Genomic DNA, 17,466 nt, shown 5'->3' with positions numbered 1-17,466 from the left:
CGAGCGCACCCCCGCCAGCCGATCCCCGTACCGCCGAAACCTGGAGCCCTGCCACCATGTCCCACTCCGAACTGCCCCTCCTGTCCACCGAGTCCGGCGGCTGCGGCGACGGCTGCGCGTGCGGCGAGGGCGAGGAGTACGAGACCGGTCTCGACCCGGCGCTCGCCGCCCTGCTGGAGGACGCCGGGCTGGACCCGGTCGAGGTGGAGGACGTGGCGATGACGGCCCTGTCCGAGGACCTGGCCGGCGGCGAGGACGTCACCTCGGTGGCGACCGTCCCGGCCGAGGCCGTCGCCACCGCCGACTTCACCGCCCGCCAGGCGGGCGTGGTGGCCGGTCTGCGGGTGGCGGAGGCCGTCGTCTCGCTGGTCTGCGAGGAGGAGTTCGAGGTCGAGCGGCACGTCGAGGACGGCGAGCGGGTCGCCCCCGGCCAGGTGCTGCTCTCGGTGCGCAGCCGCACCCGGGACCTGCTCACCGCCGAGCGCTCGGCGCTGAACCTGCTCTGCCACCTGTCCGGCATCGCCACCGCGACCCGGGCCTGGGCGGACGCCCTGGAGGGCACCGGCGCGGTGGTCCGCGACACCCGCAAGACCACCCCGGGCCTGCGCGCGCTGGAGAAGTTCGCGGTGCGGGCCGGCGGCGGCGCCAACCACCGGATGGCGCTCTCGGACGCCGCGCTGGTGAAGGACAACCACGTGGTCGCGGCGGGCGGTGTGGTGGAGGCGTTCACCGCCGTGCGCGAGGCGTTCCCGGAGCTGCCGATCGAGGTCGAGGTGGACACGGTCGAGCAGATCGCGCCCGTCCTGGAGGCCGGCGCGGACCTGATCCTGCTGGACAACTTCACCCCCGCGCAGCTGCGCGAGGCGGTCGCGCTGGTCGCGGGCCGGGCGAAGCTGGAGGCTTCCGGCGGCCTGACCCTGGCCACCGCGCGCGAGGTCGCCGAGACTGGGGTCGACTACCTGGCCGTCGGCGCCCTGACGCACTCCGCACCGATCCTCGACATCGGCCTGGACCTCCGCAGCTCCTGACCCTTCGAACCCCAACCCTTCGAAGCAGAAAGCGCCCCATGCTCCTCACCATCGACGTCGGCAACACCCAGACCACGCTCGGCCTGTTCGACGGCGAGGAGATCGTCGAGCACTGGCGGATCTCCACCGACCCGCGCCGCACCGCGGACGAACTCGCGGTGCTGATGCAGGGCCTGATGGGCGCCCACCCGATCGTCTCGGCGGACGACCGGGTGGCCGGCCTGGCGATCTGCTCCTCGGTGCCGGCCGTCCTGCACGAACTGCGCGAGGTGACCCGCCGCTACTACGGGGACGTCCCGGCGGTGATCGTCGAGCCGGGCGTGAAGACCGGCGTGCACGTGCTGATGGACAACCCGAAGGAGGTCGGCGCGGACCGGATCGTCAACGCGCTGGCCGCCAACCACCTGTACGGCGGCCCGTGCATCGTGGTCGACTTCGGCACCGCGACCACCTTCGACGCGATCAACGCGCGCGGCGACTACGTGGGCGGCGCGATCGCCCCGGGCATCGAGATCTCGGTCGACGCCCTGGGCGGCCGGACCGCGATGCTCCGCAAGATCGAGCTGGCCCGCCCGCGGAACGTGATCGGCAAGAACACCGTCGAGGGCATGCAGTCGGGCATCCTGTACGGCTTCGCCGGCCAGGTCGACGGCCTGGTCAACCGGATGGCCAAGGAACTCGCCAAGGACCCGAACGACGTCCAGGTGATCGCCACCGGCGGCCTGGCCCCGCTGGTGCTCGGCGAGGCCGACTCGATCGACGTGCACGAGCCCTGGCTGACCCTGATCGGCCTGCGCCTGATCTTCGAACGCAACCGCCCGGCCACCGCCGCCTGACAGCCCCGGCCACCCCGCCCGGGCCCCGGTCCGCCCCGGCGGGCGCCGGGGCCCGCCGCGTTCCCGGGGCGCGGGCGGCCCGCGGGCCATCTCATAGGCCAATCGGGACAAACACGTCATCAATCGCCATAAGTCGGACGTACGACACGTACTGTCGACCCATGCCAACGCCACACGGATCGCGCGGCGGCATGGCCTTCAGCGCCGATGAAGTCCGGGTGCTGCGCCGTGTCCTCGCCCAAGCCCTCTACCCGGCCGCGCCCGACCGGCTCCCGCTGCCCGCCGCGGCCGGCGAACTGTGGACCGAGGACGTCCAGGACGCGCTGCGGCTGACCGAGGCCATCGACGAGGCGGTCCAGGAGGGCGGGCGGCTGCGGGCCTTCCTGCTCACCGACCTGGCCCGCTACCGGGCCGCCCTGCCCGGGAGCGTCGCGGGCTACCTGGACCGCCTGGAGGAGGCCGTCGCCGACGGCTACCTGCCCACCGCCGAGGACCTCTCGGCCCTGCGCTCGCTGTCCCGCCAGCCCTGCGGCCCGCCCGAACAGGCCCGCCGCTCCCGGCTCGCCGGGCGCTGCCACGCGCTCGCCGAGGCCGAGGTCCGCGAGCGGCTCTCGCTGGGCTCCGGCCAGCGGCACCTCGCGGCGGTGCCCAGCCCGGCGTCCGAACCCCAGCCCGCCACCCCAGTCGGAGGACGGTCCCCGATGAACGACCAGCAGCCCCCGCACCCGGCCGAGCGCCCCCGCCCCCGCCGGATGCCCACCCCCGCCGAGCTGTTCGGCCGCCGCGCCCGCTCGGCCCCGCACCAGGAGCCCCCGGCCGACGAGGAGCACCCGGAACTCGCCACCGGCACCGACGGCTGACCGGCCGCCGCGCCCCGGGCCCCCTCCCCCGGAGGGGGCTCCGCCGTTCCCGGCGCGCCCCCTCCGACATCCCGTGACGGAGCGGGCCGTGAGCCTGGCTACCCTGGTGGGGTGAGTGATCAGAGCACCGTCCCCGCGACCGACGACCTTCCCGAGCAGATGCGCGTCCGGCGCGAGAAGCTGGACCGGCTCCGGGCGGCCGGCGTCGACCCGTACCCGGTCGGCTTCCCCCGCACCACCACCATCGCCGAGCTGCGCGACAAGCACCCCGACCTGGCCGCGGACACCGCCACCGGCGAGCGGGTCGGCGTCACCGGCCGGGTGGTCCTGGCCCGCACCGGCGGCAAGCTCTGCTTCGCCACCCTGCGGGACGGCTCCGGCGACCTCCAGGTGATGCTCTCCCTGGACAGGCTGGGCGCCGAGCGGCTGGCCGCCTGGAAGGGCGACATCGACCTCGGCGACCAGGTCGGCGTCGAGGGCGAGGTGATCACCTCCAAGCGCGGCGAGCTCAGCGTGATGGTCGACCGCTGGGAGCTCACCGCCAAGTGCCTGCGCCCGCTGCCGGACAAGCACAAGGGCCTGAACGACCCGGAGGCCCGGGTCCGCCAGCGCTACGTGGACCTGATCGTCAACCCCGAGGCGCGCGAGATGCTCCAGCTGCGCACCCGGGTGATCCGCTCGATCCGCCGCACCTACGAGGACCGCGGCTACCTCGAGGTCGAGACCCCGATGCTGCAGCCGATCCACGGCGGCGCCAACGCCCGCCCGTTCACGACGCACATCAACGCGTACGACATCGACCTGTACCTGCGCATCGCCACCGAGCTGTACCTCAAGCGCCTGGTGGTCGGCGGCGCCGAGAAGGTCTTCGAGATCAACCGGAACTTCCGCAACGAGGGCGCGGACGCCACCCACAACCCGGAGTTCACCGCCCTGGAGTCGTACGAGGCGTACGGCGACTACGACACCCAGGCCGAGCTGATCCGGGCGGTCATCGTCAACGCCGCCCGGGACGCGCTGGGCACCACCGTGGTCAGGGGCCTCGGCCCGGACGGCGCCGAGCACGAGATCGACCTGGCCGAGCCCTGGGAGGAGGTCTCGGTCTACCCGGGCATCTCCGCCCACCTGGGCACCGAGGTCACCCCGGCCACCTCCGCCGAGGAGCTGCGGAAGCTGGCCGCCGAGCACGGCCTGGGCGAGTACCTGGACCCGGCCTGGGACCACGGCCAGATCGTGCTGGAGCTGATCGAGCGCCTGCTGGAGCACCACGCGATCCGGCCGACCTTCATCAAGGACTACCCGACCTCGGTCTCCCCGCTGACCCGGCAGCACCGCTCGATCGAGGGCGTCGCGGAGAAGTGGGACCTGGTGATCTTCGGCACCGAGATCGGCACCGCCTACTCCGAGCTGATCGACCCGGTCGAGCAGCGCGCCCGGCTCACCGCGCAGTCGCTGCTGGCGGCCGGCGGCGACGTCGAGGCGATGCAGCTGGACGAGGACTTCCTGCGCGCCCTGGAGTACGCGATGCCGCCCACCGGCGGCCTCGGCCTGGGCGTGGACCGCCTGATCATGCTGCTCACCGGCAAGAACATCCGCGAGACGGTGCTCTTCCCGCTGGTGAAGCCGGAGAAGGCGGCGAAGAACGAGAGGACCGCCGCCGAGGGCGCGTCCGACCCGACCGAGGAGTAACCGATGGAGTACGTCAGCGCGATCGTCCCGCCGCTGGTCATGGCGGTCGGTTTCGCCTTCCTGGTGCGGGCCATCATCCGCAGCCAGGGCGGCGCCCAGAAGGCCAAGGAGGACGCCGCCGCCGAGGCCATGGCGGCGCGTTCCGCCGCCGAATAGCGGTCTCCGGGCCGGTGCGCCGTTCCCCCCTCCGGGGAGCGGCGCGCCGGTCCGTTTGCCGTTTGCCGCCTTTTGTCCGCATCGGTCCTATCCTTGGCGGCACTATGGTGCGGCAACTCGGAGAACTCGAGAACGACATCATGACCCGGGTGTGGCAGTGGAACCGCCCGGTCACGGTTCGGGAGGTTCTGCAGGATCTGCGGTCGGGACGCGAAATCGCGTACACCACCGTGATGACGGTGCTCGACAAGCTCTATCGAAAGGGCTGGGTGCGCCGGGAGCGCGCCGGGCGCGCATACCGATATGAGCCGGTCTCCTCCCGGGAGGCGTACACCGCCGCGCTGATGAACGACGCCTGGGCGACGAGCGACAATCCGGCCGCCGCCCTGGTGCACTTCTTCGGGATGATGTCCCCGGAACAGCGCGAGTGGTTGCGCGACGCGCTGCGGGTGGCGGGCGCCGATACCGACGAGACCGGGCCGCCCGCGGCACGATAACGTTCCCCGGCATGGAGGTCACCATCCGCCGTGCGCGGACCACCGACGTGCGCGCCGTCCGCCGGCTCATCGACGCGTACTCCCGGGACGGCATTCTGCTCGACAAGCCGACCGTCACACTGTTCGAATCCGTCCAGGAGTTCTGGGTCGCCGAACGCGACCAGGACGGCCGGGTGGTGGCCTGCGGCGCGCTCCACGTGATGTGGGAGGACCTCGCCGAGGTGCGCACCCTCGCGGTGGACCCGGTCTGCAAGGGCCTCGGTATCGGGCACCTGCTGCTGGACAAGCTGCTGGAGACCGCGCGCTGGCTCGGCGTCCGTCGGATTTTCTGCCTGACGTTCGAGGTTCCGTTCTTCTCGAAACACGGCTTCGTGGAGATCGGCGAAAACGACGATCGTACGGCAGACCCGGCGGCCGTGGCCACAGAAGTCTATGAAGAACTCCTGCGCTCGTACGACGAAGGCGTCGCCGAGTTCCTCGACCTGGAGCGGGTGAAGCCGAACACGCTGGGCAACTCGCGGATGCTGCTGCACCTGTGAGTCATGCCCCGCGGCACGACCGGCGACACAGGGGTTTGTGTTTTCCGGGAAAAGACGCTTTCCTTTCTCCAGGCAATGGATCGTTATCGCGGAAAGGGAAGCCCGTGGCACAGAGGGTTCAGGTCATTCTGGAAGACGATCTCGACGGCGGCTCCGCGGACGAGACGGTGACGTTCGCCCTGGACGGCGTGGCCTACGAGATCGACCTGAAGAGCGACAACGCGGAGAAGCTCCGCGACCTGCTCGCCCCGTACGTCGAGAAGGGCCGCAAGCAGAGCGGCCGGCTGACCGCCCCGCGGCGCGGCGGCAGCGGCGGCGGGCGCAGCGGCGGCGGCCGGTCCGCCGCGGCCGGCCAGGCCGACACCGCCAAGATCCGCACCTGGGCGAAGGAGAACGGCCTCCCGGTCAACGACCGCGGCCGCGTCCCGAGCAACGTGCGCGAGGCGTACGAGAAGGCCAACGCCTCCTGACGGCGGCTCCCGGGGGAGTCGCCCGAGCCCCGGCGGGGCTCTCAGCGGGCGGGCGGCAGGCCCAGCCGTTCCCGCGCGCAGGCGTCCGCGAGGGCGTCCAGCAGGTGCAGCAGGGCGGGCGAGCGCAGGTCCAGGGCGGGCCGCGGCGCTCCGGCCCGCAGCCAGTCGGCGGTCCGCGGTTCGGGCACCCGGGGGTCTCCCGGGTGCGCCGCCCGGGCCTCGATCGGCAGCCCCAGCTCCGGGCCCCAGCCCAGCCAGCGGAGCAGGTCGGGCACCGGCTCGGCGGCCCCCGGGGCGAGCAGGAAGACGGCCCGGCCGGACTGCCGCAGCACCGGCCCGGTGGGGCGGCCCAGCCGCTCCAGCCGGCCCAGCGCGGCCCGCGCGGGCCCCAGCGGCGCGGTCACCCGGTCCGAGCCGCGCCAGCCGACCGCCGCACGGGGTGCGGCCGGGGCGGGCGGCGGCGGACGGGTCACGACCTGTGCAACGCTGGAGGGGCCGGGCGGTCACGCGACCGCCACCGGAACGGCGGTGAGCCGCCCGCAGCCGACCTGACGGCCCGTCATCCAGGTCCCCGGTCGGCAGACTTCTCGCCAGGCGAACACAGACCCCCGGGAAACCACGCGAAACCCGCCGGATTACCGGGTATGAATGCTGGTGGACGGGCTCCGCGGAGTCCGCCCGCAGCACACCGCGGGGCCGGTCCGCCGGTTCCGCCGGACCGTGTTCGCCGTTGGCGTAGCGGGATCCGGTGCATCGGGCCCGTCGCTGGGAACACCGTCTCCCAGCATCAGGTTGGGAAAGGTGTCGGCTGGTCGCGCAGCATGTTGCTCCCGCTCCGTGGGAGTTCCGTAGCCGCGCTGCTGAGCGGGACTAGCATGCGGAAGGACAGGGCGGGGACGGCCCCCGAACTGACCGACCGCTCTGAGGAGCGATTAACGATGTTCGAGAGGTTCACCGACCGCGCGCGGCGGGTTGTCGTCCTGGCACAGGAAGAAGCCCGGATGCTCAACCACAACTACATCGGCACCGAGCACATCCTCCTGGGCCTGATCCACGAGGGCGAGGGTGTCGCCGCAAAGGCGCTGGAGAGCCTCGGCATCTCGCTCGAGGCGGTCCGCCAGCAGGTGGAGGAGATCATCGGCCAGGGCCAGCAGGCCCCGTCCGGGCACATCCCCTTCACCCCCCGGGCGAAGAAGGTCCTGGAGCTGTCGCTCCGCGAGGCGCTTCAGCTCGGCCACAACTACATCGGCACCGAGCACATCCTGCTCGGCCTGATCCGCGAGGGCGAGGGCGTCGCCGCCCAGGTCCTGGTGAAGCTCGGCGCCGACCTGAACCGGGTGCGCCAGCAGGTCATCCAGCTGCTGTCCGGCTACCAGACCGGCAGCGGCAAGGAGTCGGCCACGGCCGGCGGTCCCGCCGAGGGCACCCCCTCCACCTCCCTGGTGCTCGACCAGTTCGGGCGCAACCTGACGCAGGCCGCCCGCGAGGCCAAGCTCGACCCGGTGATCGGGCGCGAGAAGGAGATCGAGCGGGTCATGCAGGTGCTGTCCCGCCGCACCAAGAACAACCCGGTGCTGATCGGCGAGCCCGGCGTCGGCAAGACCGCCGTCGTCGAGGGCCTGGCCCAGGCGATCGTCAAGGGCGAGGTCCCGGAGACGCTGAAGGACAAGCAGCTCTACACGCTGGACCTCGGCGCCCTGGTGGCCGGCTCGCGCTACCGCGGTGACTTCGAGGAGCGCCTGAAGAAGGTGCTCAAGGAGATCCGCACCCGCGGCGACATCATCCTGTTCATCGACGAGCTCCACACCCTGGTGGGTGCGGGCGCCGCCGAGGGCGCGATCGACGCCGCCTCCATCCTGAAGCCGATGCTGGCCCGCGGCGAGCTGCAGACCATCGGCGCCACCACGCTGGACGAGTACCGCAAGCACCTGGAGAAGGACGCCGCGCTGGAGCGCCGCTTCCAGCCGATCCAGGTCGCCGAGCCCTCGCTCCCGCACACCATCGAGATCCTCAAGGGCCTGCGCGACCGGTACGAGGCGCACCACCGGGTCTCGATCACCGACGCCGCCCTGGTCGCCGCCGCCACCCTGGCCGACCGGTACATCTCGGACCGCTTCCTGCCGGACAAGGCGATCGACCTGATCGACGAGGCCGGTTCCCGGATGCGCATCCGCCGGATGACCGCGCCGCCGGACCTGCGCGAGTTCGACGAGAAGATCGCCGACGTGCGCCGGGAGAAGGAGTCCGCGATCGACGCGCAGGACTTCGAGAAGGCCGCGTCGCTGCGCGACAACGAGAAGCAGCTGCTCCAGGCGAAGGCCAAGCGGGAGAAGGAGTGGAAGGCCGGCGACATGGACGTCGTGGCCGAGGTGGACGAGGAGCTCATCGCCGAGGTCCTGGCCACCGCCACCGGCATCCCGGTCTTCAAGCTGACCGAGGAGGAGTCCTCGCGCCTGCTGCGCATGGAGGACGAGCTGCACAAGCGGGTCATCGGCCAGGAGGACGCGATCAAGGCGCTCTCCCAGGCGATCCGCCGCACCCGGGCGGGTCTGAAGGACCCGAAGCGCCCCGGTGGCTCGTTCATCTTCGCCGGCCCGTCCGGCGTCGGTAAGACCGAGCTGTCCAAGACCCTGGCGGAGTTCCTGTTCGGGGACGAGGACGCGCTGATCGCGCTGGACATGTCCGAGTTCTCGGAGAAGCACACCGTCTCCCGGCTGTTCGGCTCCCCGCCCGGCTACGTGGGCTACGAGGAGGGCGGCCAGCTCACCGAGAAGGTGCGTCGCAAGCCGTTCTCGGTGGTCCTGTTCGACGAGGTCGAGAAGGCCCACCCGGACATCTTCAACTCGCTGCTGCAGATCCTGGAGGACGGTCGCCTGACCGACTCCCAGGGCCGGGTCGTGGACTTCAAGAACACGGTCATCATCATGACCACCAACCTCGGCACCCGGGACATCTCCAAGGGCTTCAACCTGGGCTTCGCCGCCACGGGTGACGTCCAGGCCGGCTACGAGCGGATGAAGGCGAAGGTCGGCGAGGAGCTCAAGCAGCACTTCCGCCCCGAGTTCCTGAACCGCGTCGACGACATCGTGGTCTTCCACCAGCTGTCCGAGGCGAACATCATCGAGATCGTCGACCTGATGATCGCCCGGGTCGACCAGCGGATGAAGGACCGCGACATGGGCATCGAGCTCAGCGTCGAGGCCAAGCAGCTGCTGGCCAAGCGCGGCTACGACCCGATCCTGGGCGCGCGTCCGCTGCGCCGCACGATCCAGCGGGAGATCGAGGACCACCTGTCCGAGAAGATCCTGTTCGGTGAGCTGCGGGCCGGCCACATCGTGGTGGTCGGTGTGGAGGGCGAGGGCAAGGAAGCCAAGTTCACCTTCCGCGGTGAGGAGAAGTCCCCGGTGGCGGACACTCCCGCGGCGGTCTCGGCGGCCGGTCCGGACCTGACCAAGTAATAGCCCCGCAAAGCGTTCGGCAAGCCGCCGCCCCCGACCTGATCAGGTCGGGGGCGGCGGTTTTCTACCGTCCTGCTCTTCAGTTGAAAAACTGTTTAGGTTTCCGTGTGCTGTGAATGCGGCCGGGCGGCCCGCCGAACGGGTGGACCGCGGCGCGGTGCGGGCACGACCGACCCTTAGCGGACAGGAACGGTAGGTAGGTTGACGGACCGTCAGGGAAACCGGGATGCGGGAGCATAGCGGCGTGGCCACACCAGGGTCAAGGTCTTTCTTTTTTACCGGACCTTGGGTCAAATGTCGTCCACCTGTCTTGCATTGGTTCACCGGTTCGGCCAACCAGCCCGACCGGTAAGGGGAGGACGTCACCACGTTGAAGATAACCAAGAGGGCTGTCGCGGCTTCCGCCGCCATCGCGGTGACCGCCGCGCTGGGCGCCGGAATGCTCCCGGGGACCGCCACCGCCGCCCCCGCGACCAAGACGGTCACCGACCCGGCCGAGGCGCTCCAGAACGACAGCGTCCCGCGCGAACTGCAGAGCCCGCTGGCCGACAAGCAGCAGGCCGAGCAGACCGCCGCGGTGGAGCAGTTGGTCAACGGCACCGCGAAGGTCGAGCAGCACGGCAACGGCTCCTCGATCAAGCTGGGCCGCGACAAGTACGTCGAGCTGTCCCGCGAGCGCACCGACAAGATCTTCACGATCCTGGTCGACTTCGGCACCCAGGTGGACACCACCAGCACGACTCCGGACGGCAAGGTCAAGTACGGCGGCACCCCCGGCCCGGCGCACAACCAGATCGCCGCCCCGGACCGCAAGAACGACAACTCGACGGCCTGGCAGGCGGACTACAACCAGGCGCACTACCAGGACATCTACTTCGCGAAGAACAAGCCCTCGCTGAAGACGTACTACGAGCGCCAGTCCTCCGGCCGGTACTCGGTCGACGGCCTGGTCACCGACTGGGTGCGGGTGCCGTGGAACGAGGCCCGCTACGGCTCGGACTACTGCGGCCAGCACGTCTGCGCCAACGCGCAGGACCTGATCCGCGACGGCATCGACGCCTGGGTCGCCGACCAGAAGGCCAAGGGCCGCACCGACGCCCAGATCAAGGCCGACCTGGCGCAGTACGACCAGTGGGACCGCTACGACTACGACGGCGACGGCAACTTCAACGAGCCGGACGGCTACCTGGACCACTTCCAGATCGTCCACGCCGGTGAGGACCAGTCGGCCGGCGGCGGCGTCCAGGGCACCGACGCGCTGTGGGCGCACCGCTCCTACGCGTACGCCAACCAGGCCGGCAAGACCGGCCCGGACAACAACAAGCTCGGCGGCACCCAGATCGGCGCCACCGGCCTGTGGGTCGGCGACTACACCATGCAGCCGGAGAACGGCGGCCTGGGCGTGTTCGCCCACGAGTACGGCCACGACCTGGGCCTGCCGGACCTGTACGACACCTCCGGCCAGGGCATCGACAACTCGGTCGGCTTCTGGTCGCTGATGTCCTCCGGCTCCTGGCTGGGCGAGGGCAAGAACGAGATCGGCGACATGCCGAACGACCTCGACGTCTGGTCGAAGCTCAAGCTGGGCTGGCTGAACTACGACACCGCCAAGGCCGGCAAGGAGTCGCTCTCGCTGCTCGGCCCGGTCGAGTACAACAGCAAGCGCAAGCAGGGCCTGATCGTCAACCTGCCGGCGAAGACCGTCACCACCGAGGTCAACACCCCGTTCGAGGGCGCCAACGAGTGGTGGAGCGGCAGCGCCGACGACCTGAACGTCGCGCTGACCCGTGACCTGGACCTGACCGGGAAGACCTCGGCCACGCTGACCGCGAAGGCCTGGTTCGACCTGGAGACGGACTACGACTACGCGTACGCCGAGGTCTCCACCGACGGCGGCAAGAACTGGACCCCGCTGGCCGGCACCTTCAACGGCACCGCGCTGCCGGACAACGCCATCAACGGCTCCAGCAACGGCGCCTGGGGCGACCTGTCCTTCCCGCTGGACGCGTACGCCGGCAAGGCCGTCAAGATCCGCTTCCACAACACCACCGACGGCGGCGTCCACTACAAGGGCCTGGCCCTGGACAACATCGCGGTGACCGCGAACGGCGCGGCCCTGTTCACCGACGGCGCCGAGAACGGCGACAACGGCTGGACCGCCACCGGGTTCTCCCGGATCACCGGCAAGTTCGCCAAGGACTACGACCAGCACTACCTGGTCGAGAACCGCCAGTACGTCTCGTACGACACCACGCTGAAGACCGGCCCGTACAACTTCGGCTCGGCCGCCCGTCCGGACTGGGTGGAGCACTACGCCAACCAGAACGGCATCCTGATCTGGCTGTGGGACTCCTCGCAGTCGGACAACAACGTGGCCAACCACCCGGGCCAGGGCCTGATCCTCCCGATCGACGCCCACCCGGCCCCGCTGAAGTGGAGCGACGGCACGCTGCTGCGCCCGCGCTTCCAGGGCTACGACTCGACCTTCGGCTTCGAGCGCACCGACGGCCTGAACATCCACAAGGCCGACGTGCTCACCAAGATCCCGAGCTCGCGCGGTGTGACGGTCTTCAACGACCACACCACCAAGTACTGGTCGGCCGACAACCCGTACAGCAGCGTCCAGGTCCCGGACACCGGCACCCAGATCGAGGTGCTGTGGCAGTCCTACAACGACCTGGAGGCCCTGATCCACGTCAAGCCGGTCCGGAAGAAGTGACCCGGCGGCGGTAGCGACAGCGAGGGCCCCGGCGGTTTCCGAACCGCCGGGGCCCTTCGCGTGCCCGGCGCACCCCGGGCGGGCCGGTCAGAGCAGGGCCAGGAAGTCCTCCAGCGCCTCGGTGACCTCCTCGGCGCTCCACTCGGCGGCGTCGGCGGCCACCGTCACCTCGGTCATCGACAGGCCGGGCTGCGGGCCCGGCTCGCGCCAGGCGCCGAACAGCGCGACGCCCTGCTCCTCGGCCTGCCGCAGACCGGCCTCGTTCAGGCGGTCGGCGGGGTGCGGCAGCCAGAACTGGAACTGGTGGGTGTGCGGCGGCTCGGGGTGCACCCGGGCGCCCGGGGCGCCGGCGAGCGCGGCGGCGACCACCTTGGCGTGCGCCACGTACCCGGGCAGCCGGGGCAGCTCGCGGTCCAGGCCGGCCAGCGCGGAGAGCACCGCCGGCCACTGCTGCCAGAGGTTGCCGCCGTAGCGGTGCCGCCAGACCCGCAGCCGGCGCACGTACTCCTCCTCGCCGGCCACCAGGGCGCCGCTGTGGCCGCCGAGCGACTTGTAGCAGGAGACGTACACCGAGCCGGCCCGGGCGCAGACCTCCGGCAGGGTGCGGCCCAGGTGCGGGGCGGACTCCCAGAGCCGGGCCCCGTCCAGGTGGACCGGGCGGCCCTGGCGCTCGGCCAGTTCGTACAGCGCCTCCAGCTCGGCCCAGTCGGGCAGCAGGAAGCCGGCGTCGCGCAGCGGCAGCTCCAGCATCAGCACGTCGTACGGCTCGTCCAGGGCGGCCAGCTCGGCGGCGGCGGGGTGCCGGGGGGCGGTGGTCTGCGGGACGCTGCGCAGGCCGGAGAGCACCTGGTGGGCGCGGCGCTCGTGCACCTCGGGGTGGGCGAGCGGGTGCATGGCGACCACCGGGCCGTGGGTGTCGGCCCAGGTCTTGAGGGCGGCCTGCTGGGCCATCGTCCCGGTCGGGAAGTAGGCGGCGTCGGGCTTGCCGAGCAGGTCGGCGGTGCGCCGCTCCAGGGTGCGGACGACGCCGCTGCCGTACATGTCGACGGGCTCGTCCAGCGGGAGGGGGCCGTCGTCCAGGGCGGCCAGGGCGGCGAGCGCCTCGCGGACGGTCTGCGGGCGGCCGCCGGAGAGCAGGCGGTCGGCCTGGCGGCGGGCCCGGAAGCGGCGGTCCTGAACAGGGGTGTCGTTCATCAGCTGATCATCTCCGACGGGGGGTTCCCCGGCCGGGGCCGGGGGCGGGTGGATCGGATCGCGCAGCTGGTTCGAAAGCCGGTTCTACCCGGGCCGGTTCGGACCCAAACCGGGCGCTCGCCGGTGGCGCTGCTCACAGCACATTTCCGACATACGACCCACGGTAGGAGGTTTGGGGCGCGGAAAGCCGTTCCGCCCGAGGCTCCGAGGGGGTATTCCCCGCCCCTCACGCACTACCGGCCGTCGTAGGTCACACTCTTGGGCCTGCGCATCCGGTTCGTTTACACCGGAGTCGTTCCACCAGTTCGGCGAGTCGCACCGACTCGGCCCCGCACTGGCCCCGTCCGTGAGGTACCGACTCCGATGCGTTCTCTCCCCGCCACCGGCCGCCGGGTTCTCCAGGCGATCAGCACCGGCCACGTCCGTTCCGTGCTCTCCTCCGCGCCGCTGACCACCGCCCGACTGGCCCCCGCCAAGGCGATCGCCTCCGGCGCCGCGGTGGTCGCCGCCGGCGCCCTGCTGATCCCCACCGGGCAGGCCATCGCGCAGAGCGGGCACCCGGCCGACCACGCCGCCGCGGCCACCGCCGCCACCGGCACCGCCACCACCACCGCCGTGCAGGACTTCCGCCTGCCGGTCCAGGCCGAGCAGCCGAGCGAGCAGACCGCCGCGGTCAAGGCCGCGGTCGTCGCCTCGCTGGGCGGCGGCTCCGGGGCGGACGCCCCGGCCCAGACCCGGACCCAGGACGAGTCGGCCTCCCGCGGCGAGGAGCGCACCGAGCTGCGGGCCGCCGGGCAGAGCGACGAGCAGCAGGCCGCCCAGCAGCAGGCCGCCCAGGCCACCGCCGACCAGCAGGCCGCGGAGCAGCAGGCCGCCCAGGCCGCCGCGGAGCAGCAGGCGGCGCAGGCGGCGGCCGAGCAGGCCGCCCAGCAGCAGGCCGCCGAGCAGCAGGCGGCCCAGGCCGCCGCCGAGCAGGCCGCTGCCGAGCAGGCCGCCGCCGCCGCGAAGCCGGCCTGGTCCTCCCCGGCGCCGGGCGCGACGATCAGCAACCCGTACCACAAGACCAACGCGGCGTACGCGGCCGGCTACCACACCGGCACCGACTTCGCGGTCTCGGTCGGCACCCCGGTGCTGGCGGTCGGCGACGCCACCGTGGTGTCCTCCGGCTACGCGGGCGCCTACGGCAACCAGATCGTGCTGAAGCTCTCCGACGGCCGCTTCGCCCAGTACGCGCACCTGTCGCAGCTGGGCGTGAAGGCCGGGCAGCACGTGGACGCGGGCGACCAGGTCGGCAAGTCCGGCAACACCGGCAACTCGCACGGCCCGCACCTGCACTTCGAGATCCGCACCGCCAACCAGTACGCGAAGGTGATCGACCCGGTCGGCTACCTGAAGCAGCACGGCGCGACCAACTTCTGATCCGCCGCCCGCCGCACCCCGCCGAGCCGTCCGCGCCTACCGCGCGGGCGGCTCGATGCGTGCCGCGACCTCCAGGGCGACCTCCAGGGCCGCGTCCATCGCCTCCTCGACCGAGGGGCCCGGCCGGTCGGGCTCGCAGAGGTCCGCCTTGAGCAGGAACATCGCCGAGTGCATGGAGGTCAGCGCCACGGTGGCGCGCAGCCGGTCGCGGAAGGTCGGCTCCGGCCCGTGCAGCAGGCCGATCATCCGGATCATCCGGTCCTTGAACGCCAGCCCGGCCGCGGACTCCCGCAGCGCGGGCTGGTTCTCGTGGAAGAAGCGCAGCAGCGGGGCCCGCTCGCCCATCCCGGCCGCGAAGCGGCGCAGCAGCTCGTCGCGGAGTCCGGGCGACCAGGGCCTGCCCTCGCCGTAGGCGATGGCGTCGTCGAGCGGGGCGGCCATCTTCTCCACGATGCCGCGGACGATGTCGTCCTTGGTCTTGAAGTGGTAGTAGAGGGCGGCCTTGGTGACGCCGAGGCGGTCGGCGATCTCCCGCAGCGAGGTCTTCTCGTAGCCGTGCTCGGCGAACAGCTCCAGGGCCACGTCGATGATCCGCGCTCTGGTGTCGCTGCGGGGGCTCTGGGTGGTGGTCATCGCTGGCGGCCTGCCTCTTAAGCGGGGAGCGGACGGGTGTCAAGGTCCGGTTCTCTCGGCATTCTCCCTGCCCAGAGGGGCTGCTTCGAAACTGGCTTGACGACCGGCTAGGGAACAACCTACCGTGCCGGACGACGATTAACTAGCCGGTCGTCAAGTAAGTACCGCCGCGGCACCCCGCGGCTCCTGCGCCCCGGGAGAGACGCACCATGACAACCCAGCAGTCCGAGGCGGTTCCGGAGGAGCCGTCGGTCGAACTCGGGAAGCCCGACGAGTTCGAGCAGCGCCCGCACCGCGAAGTCCGCCTGGTGATGGTCGGCCTGGTGATCACCATGCTGCTCGCCATGCTCGACAACCTGATCGTCGGCACCGCGATGCCGACCATCGTCGGCGAACTGAACGGCGCCGAGCACATGTCCTGGGTGGTGACGGCCTACACCCTGGCCACCGCCGCCTCCACCCCGATCTGGGGCAAGGTCGGCGACCTGTACGGCCGCAAGGGCTCGTTCCTGGTCTCGATCGCCATCTTCCTGCTCGGCTCGGCGCTGTCCGGCCTGTCGCAGACCATGGACCAGCTGATCGCCTTCCGGGCCGTCCAGGGCCTGGGCGCCGGAGGTCTGATGGTCGGCGTGATGTCGATCATGGGCGCGCTGGTGCTGCCCCGCGACCGCGGCAAGTACCAGGGCATGTTCGCCGCCGTGATGGCGCTGGCCACCGTCGGCGGCCCGCTGATCGGCGGCTTCATCACCGACCACCTGAGCTGGCGCTGGACGTTCTACGTCAACCTGCCGCTGGGCGCGATCGCGCTGGCCTTCGTCGTCGTCGTGCTGAAGCTGCCCAAGGTCCGCTCCAACGCGAAGATCGACTACTTCGGCGCGGTCCTGCTCACCGTCGGCATCGTCTCGGCCGTGCTGATCACCACCTGGGGCGGCCACGAGTACGCCTGGGGCTCGAAGCAGATCCTCGGCCTGGGCGCGCTCGGCGTGGCCTCGCTGATCGGCTTCTGCTACGTCGAGCAGCGGGTCGCCGAGCCGATCCTGCCGCTCAAGCTGTTCCGCAACCGGAACTTCACCATGGTCTCGATCATCGGCTTCATCGTCGGTTTCTCGATGTTCGGCGCGGTGACCTTCCTGCCCACCTACCAGCAGATCGTCCAGGGCGCCTCGGCGACCAACTCCGGCCTGCTGCTGATGCCGATGATGTTCGGCATGCTGGTGATCTCGCTGGTGGTCGGCCAGGCCATCACCCGGACCGGCAAGTACCGGATCTACCCGATCATCGGCACCGCGGTGATGGCCGGCGGCTCGCTGCTGCTGTCCACCCTCTCGGTGGACACCACCAGCTTCGCCTCCTCCTGCTACATGGTGGTGCTCGGCGCCGGCATGGGCTTCCTGATGCAGGTCACCATGCTGGTCGCGCAGAACAGCGTGGAGATGAAGGACATGGGCGTCGCCTCGTCCTCCGCCACCCTGTTCCGCACCATCGGCGGCTCGTTCGGCGTCGCGCTGTTTGGCACCCTGTACATCAACCAGGTCAACGACTCCGTCAGGACCCTCCCCCCGGAGACCCTGGCCAAGATGGCCCAGAGCGGCGGCGGCGAGGGCATGTCGGCGATGAACCCGGCCACCCTGAAGCAGCTGCCGGCGAACGTGCTCAACGCCTACCAGCACGGCATCTCCAACGGCATGCACACCGTCTTCCTGTGGGGCACGGTGATCAGCCTGGTCGCCGTCGTCGCCGCGCTGTTCGTGCGCGAGGTCAAGCTCCGCGGCGGCGCGGACGCCGCCGAGGCCAAGGCCGAGGCCGCCCTGGAGGGCGCGCTCTGACGCCCCCCGCGGCCTGAACGCGCGGCGGCCCCGGGCCCCCCCCCGGCCCCGGGGCCCCCCCCGCGGCGCCCCCCGCCCCCGCCCCCCCGGGGGGGGCCCGCGCCCCCCCCCCCCCCCCGCCCGCCGCGCCCCCCCCCGCCCC

Annotated in this window: 15 protein-coding genes; 12 read left to right on the top strand and 3 right to left on the bottom strand. The window is 71.5% G+C overall.

Annotated elements, in window-relative coordinates; genetic code table 11:
• Positions 1-56 precede the first annotated feature (56 nt).
• The 8 genes from nadC (at position 57) to ACIQVD_RS20920 (ending at position 6,075) form a co-directional block, all read left to right on the top strand.
• Positions 57-1,028: a carboxylating nicotinate-nucleotide diphosphorylase gene (gene nadC / locus ACIQVD_RS20955; protein ID WP_100837691.1), complete on the top strand. Its 972-nt coding sequence runs from the start codon at positions 57-59 to the stop codon at positions 1,026-1,028.
• A 38-nt stretch (positions 1,029-1,066) separates the two neighbouring features.
• Entirely contained in the window at positions 1,067-1,864 is a 798-nt protein-coding gene (locus tag ACIQVD_RS20950; RefSeq protein ID WP_111555941.1) for a type III pantothenate kinase, read from the top strand.
• A gap of 161 nt (positions 1,865-2,025) precedes the next feature.
• Positions 2,026-2,724 (top strand): hypothetical protein, encoded by a 699-nt coding sequence (locus ACIQVD_RS20945; RefSeq protein ID WP_402291079.1) that lies wholly within the window; start codon positions 2,026-2,028, stop codon positions 2,722-2,724.
• Positions 2,725-2,835: 111 nt separating this feature from the next.
• Complete coding sequence (lysX, locus tag ACIQVD_RS20940; protein ID WP_402291077.1) at positions 2,836-4,413, top strand: bifunctional lysylphosphatidylglycerol synthetase/lysine--tRNA ligase LysX; 1,578 nt, start codon at positions 2,836-2,838, stop codon at positions 4,411-4,413.
• Positions 4,414-4,416: 3 nt separating this feature from the next.
• Positions 4,417-4,569, top strand: coding sequence for a hypothetical protein (locus ACIQVD_RS20935; protein WP_199528246.1), 153 nt, complete (start codon positions 4,417-4,419; stop codon positions 4,567-4,569).
• Between the two features lie 104 nt (positions 4,570-4,673).
• A complete protein-coding gene (locus ACIQVD_RS20930) occupies positions 4,674-5,066 on the top strand; it encodes a BlaI/MecI/CopY family transcriptional regulator (protein ID WP_402291074.1) in 393 nt (130 codons plus the stop codon).
• Between the two features lie 11 nt (positions 5,067-5,077).
• On the top strand, positions 5,078-5,605 hold the full coding sequence (locus ACIQVD_RS20925; RefSeq protein WP_100837686.1) for an amino-acid N-acetyltransferase: 528 nt from the start codon (positions 5,078-5,080) through the stop codon (positions 5,603-5,605).
• A gap of 104 nt (positions 5,606-5,709) precedes the next feature.
• Positions 5,710-6,075 (top strand): Lsr2 family protein, encoded by a 366-nt coding sequence (locus ACIQVD_RS20920; protein ID WP_100837685.1) that lies wholly within the window; start codon positions 5,710-5,712, stop codon positions 6,073-6,075.
• Positions 6,076-6,116: 41 nt separating this feature from the next.
• Here the strand turns inward: ACIQVD_RS20920 and ACIQVD_RS20915 are convergent, their stop codons facing one another.
• Positions 6,117-6,548 (bottom strand): hypothetical protein, encoded by a 432-nt coding sequence (locus ACIQVD_RS20915; protein WP_400687516.1) that lies wholly within the window; start codon positions 6,546-6,548, stop codon positions 6,117-6,119.
• Between the two features lie 465 nt (positions 6,549-7,013).
• Between ACIQVD_RS20915 and ACIQVD_RS20910 the strand changes: the two genes are divergently transcribed.
• Both ACIQVD_RS20910 and ACIQVD_RS20905 read left to right on the top strand, forming a co-directional pair.
• Positions 7,014-9,533, top strand: a complete 2,520-nt coding sequence (locus ACIQVD_RS20910; protein WP_100837683.1) for an ATP-dependent Clp protease ATP-binding subunit — start codon at positions 7,014-7,016, stop codon at positions 9,531-9,533.
• Between the two features lie 439 nt (positions 9,534-9,972).
• Entirely contained in the window at positions 9,973-12,252 is a 2,280-nt protein-coding gene (locus tag ACIQVD_RS20905) for an immune inhibitor A domain-containing protein (RefSeq protein ID WP_402291267.1), read from the top strand.
• An 87-nt stretch (positions 12,253-12,339) separates the two neighbouring features.
• Here ACIQVD_RS20905 and ACIQVD_RS20900 read toward each other — a convergent pair whose 3' ends face one another.
• Entirely contained in the window at positions 12,340-13,446 is a 1,107-nt protein-coding gene (locus ACIQVD_RS20900) for a threonine aldolase family protein (RefSeq protein ID WP_402291071.1), read from the bottom strand.
• Positions 13,447-13,809: 363 nt separating this feature from the next.
• Here ACIQVD_RS20900 and ACIQVD_RS20895 point away from each other — a divergent pair, with 363 nt between their 5' ends.
• A complete protein-coding gene (locus ACIQVD_RS20895) occupies positions 13,810-14,865 on the top strand; it encodes a M23 family metallopeptidase (protein ID WP_402291069.1) in 1,056 nt (351 codons plus the stop codon).
• A gap of 36 nt (positions 14,866-14,901) precedes the next feature.
• Here ACIQVD_RS20895 and ACIQVD_RS20890 read toward each other — a convergent pair whose 3' ends face one another.
• Positions 14,902-15,498, bottom strand: coding sequence for a TetR/AcrR family transcriptional regulator (locus ACIQVD_RS20890; RefSeq protein ID WP_400687522.1), 597 nt, complete (start codon positions 15,496-15,498; stop codon positions 14,902-14,904).
• Between the two features lie 209 nt (positions 15,499-15,707).
• Here ACIQVD_RS20890 and ACIQVD_RS20885 point away from each other — a divergent pair, with 209 nt between their 5' ends.
• Positions 15,708-17,324 (top strand): MDR family MFS transporter, encoded by a 1,617-nt coding sequence (locus tag ACIQVD_RS20885; RefSeq protein ID WP_400687524.1) that lies wholly within the window; start codon positions 15,708-15,710, stop codon positions 17,322-17,324.
• The last annotated feature ends 142 nt before the right edge of the window (positions 17,325-17,466 follow it).

The sequence above is a fragment of the Kitasatospora sp. NPDC090308 genome, from assembly GCF_044769485.1.
Lineage (GTDB): Bacteria > Actinomycetota > Actinomycetes > Streptomycetales > Streptomycetaceae > Kitasatospora > Kitasatospora fiedleri.
Note: the sequence above shows the minus strand (reverse complement) of the source record. Positions and strands in the feature narration are given on the sequence as shown.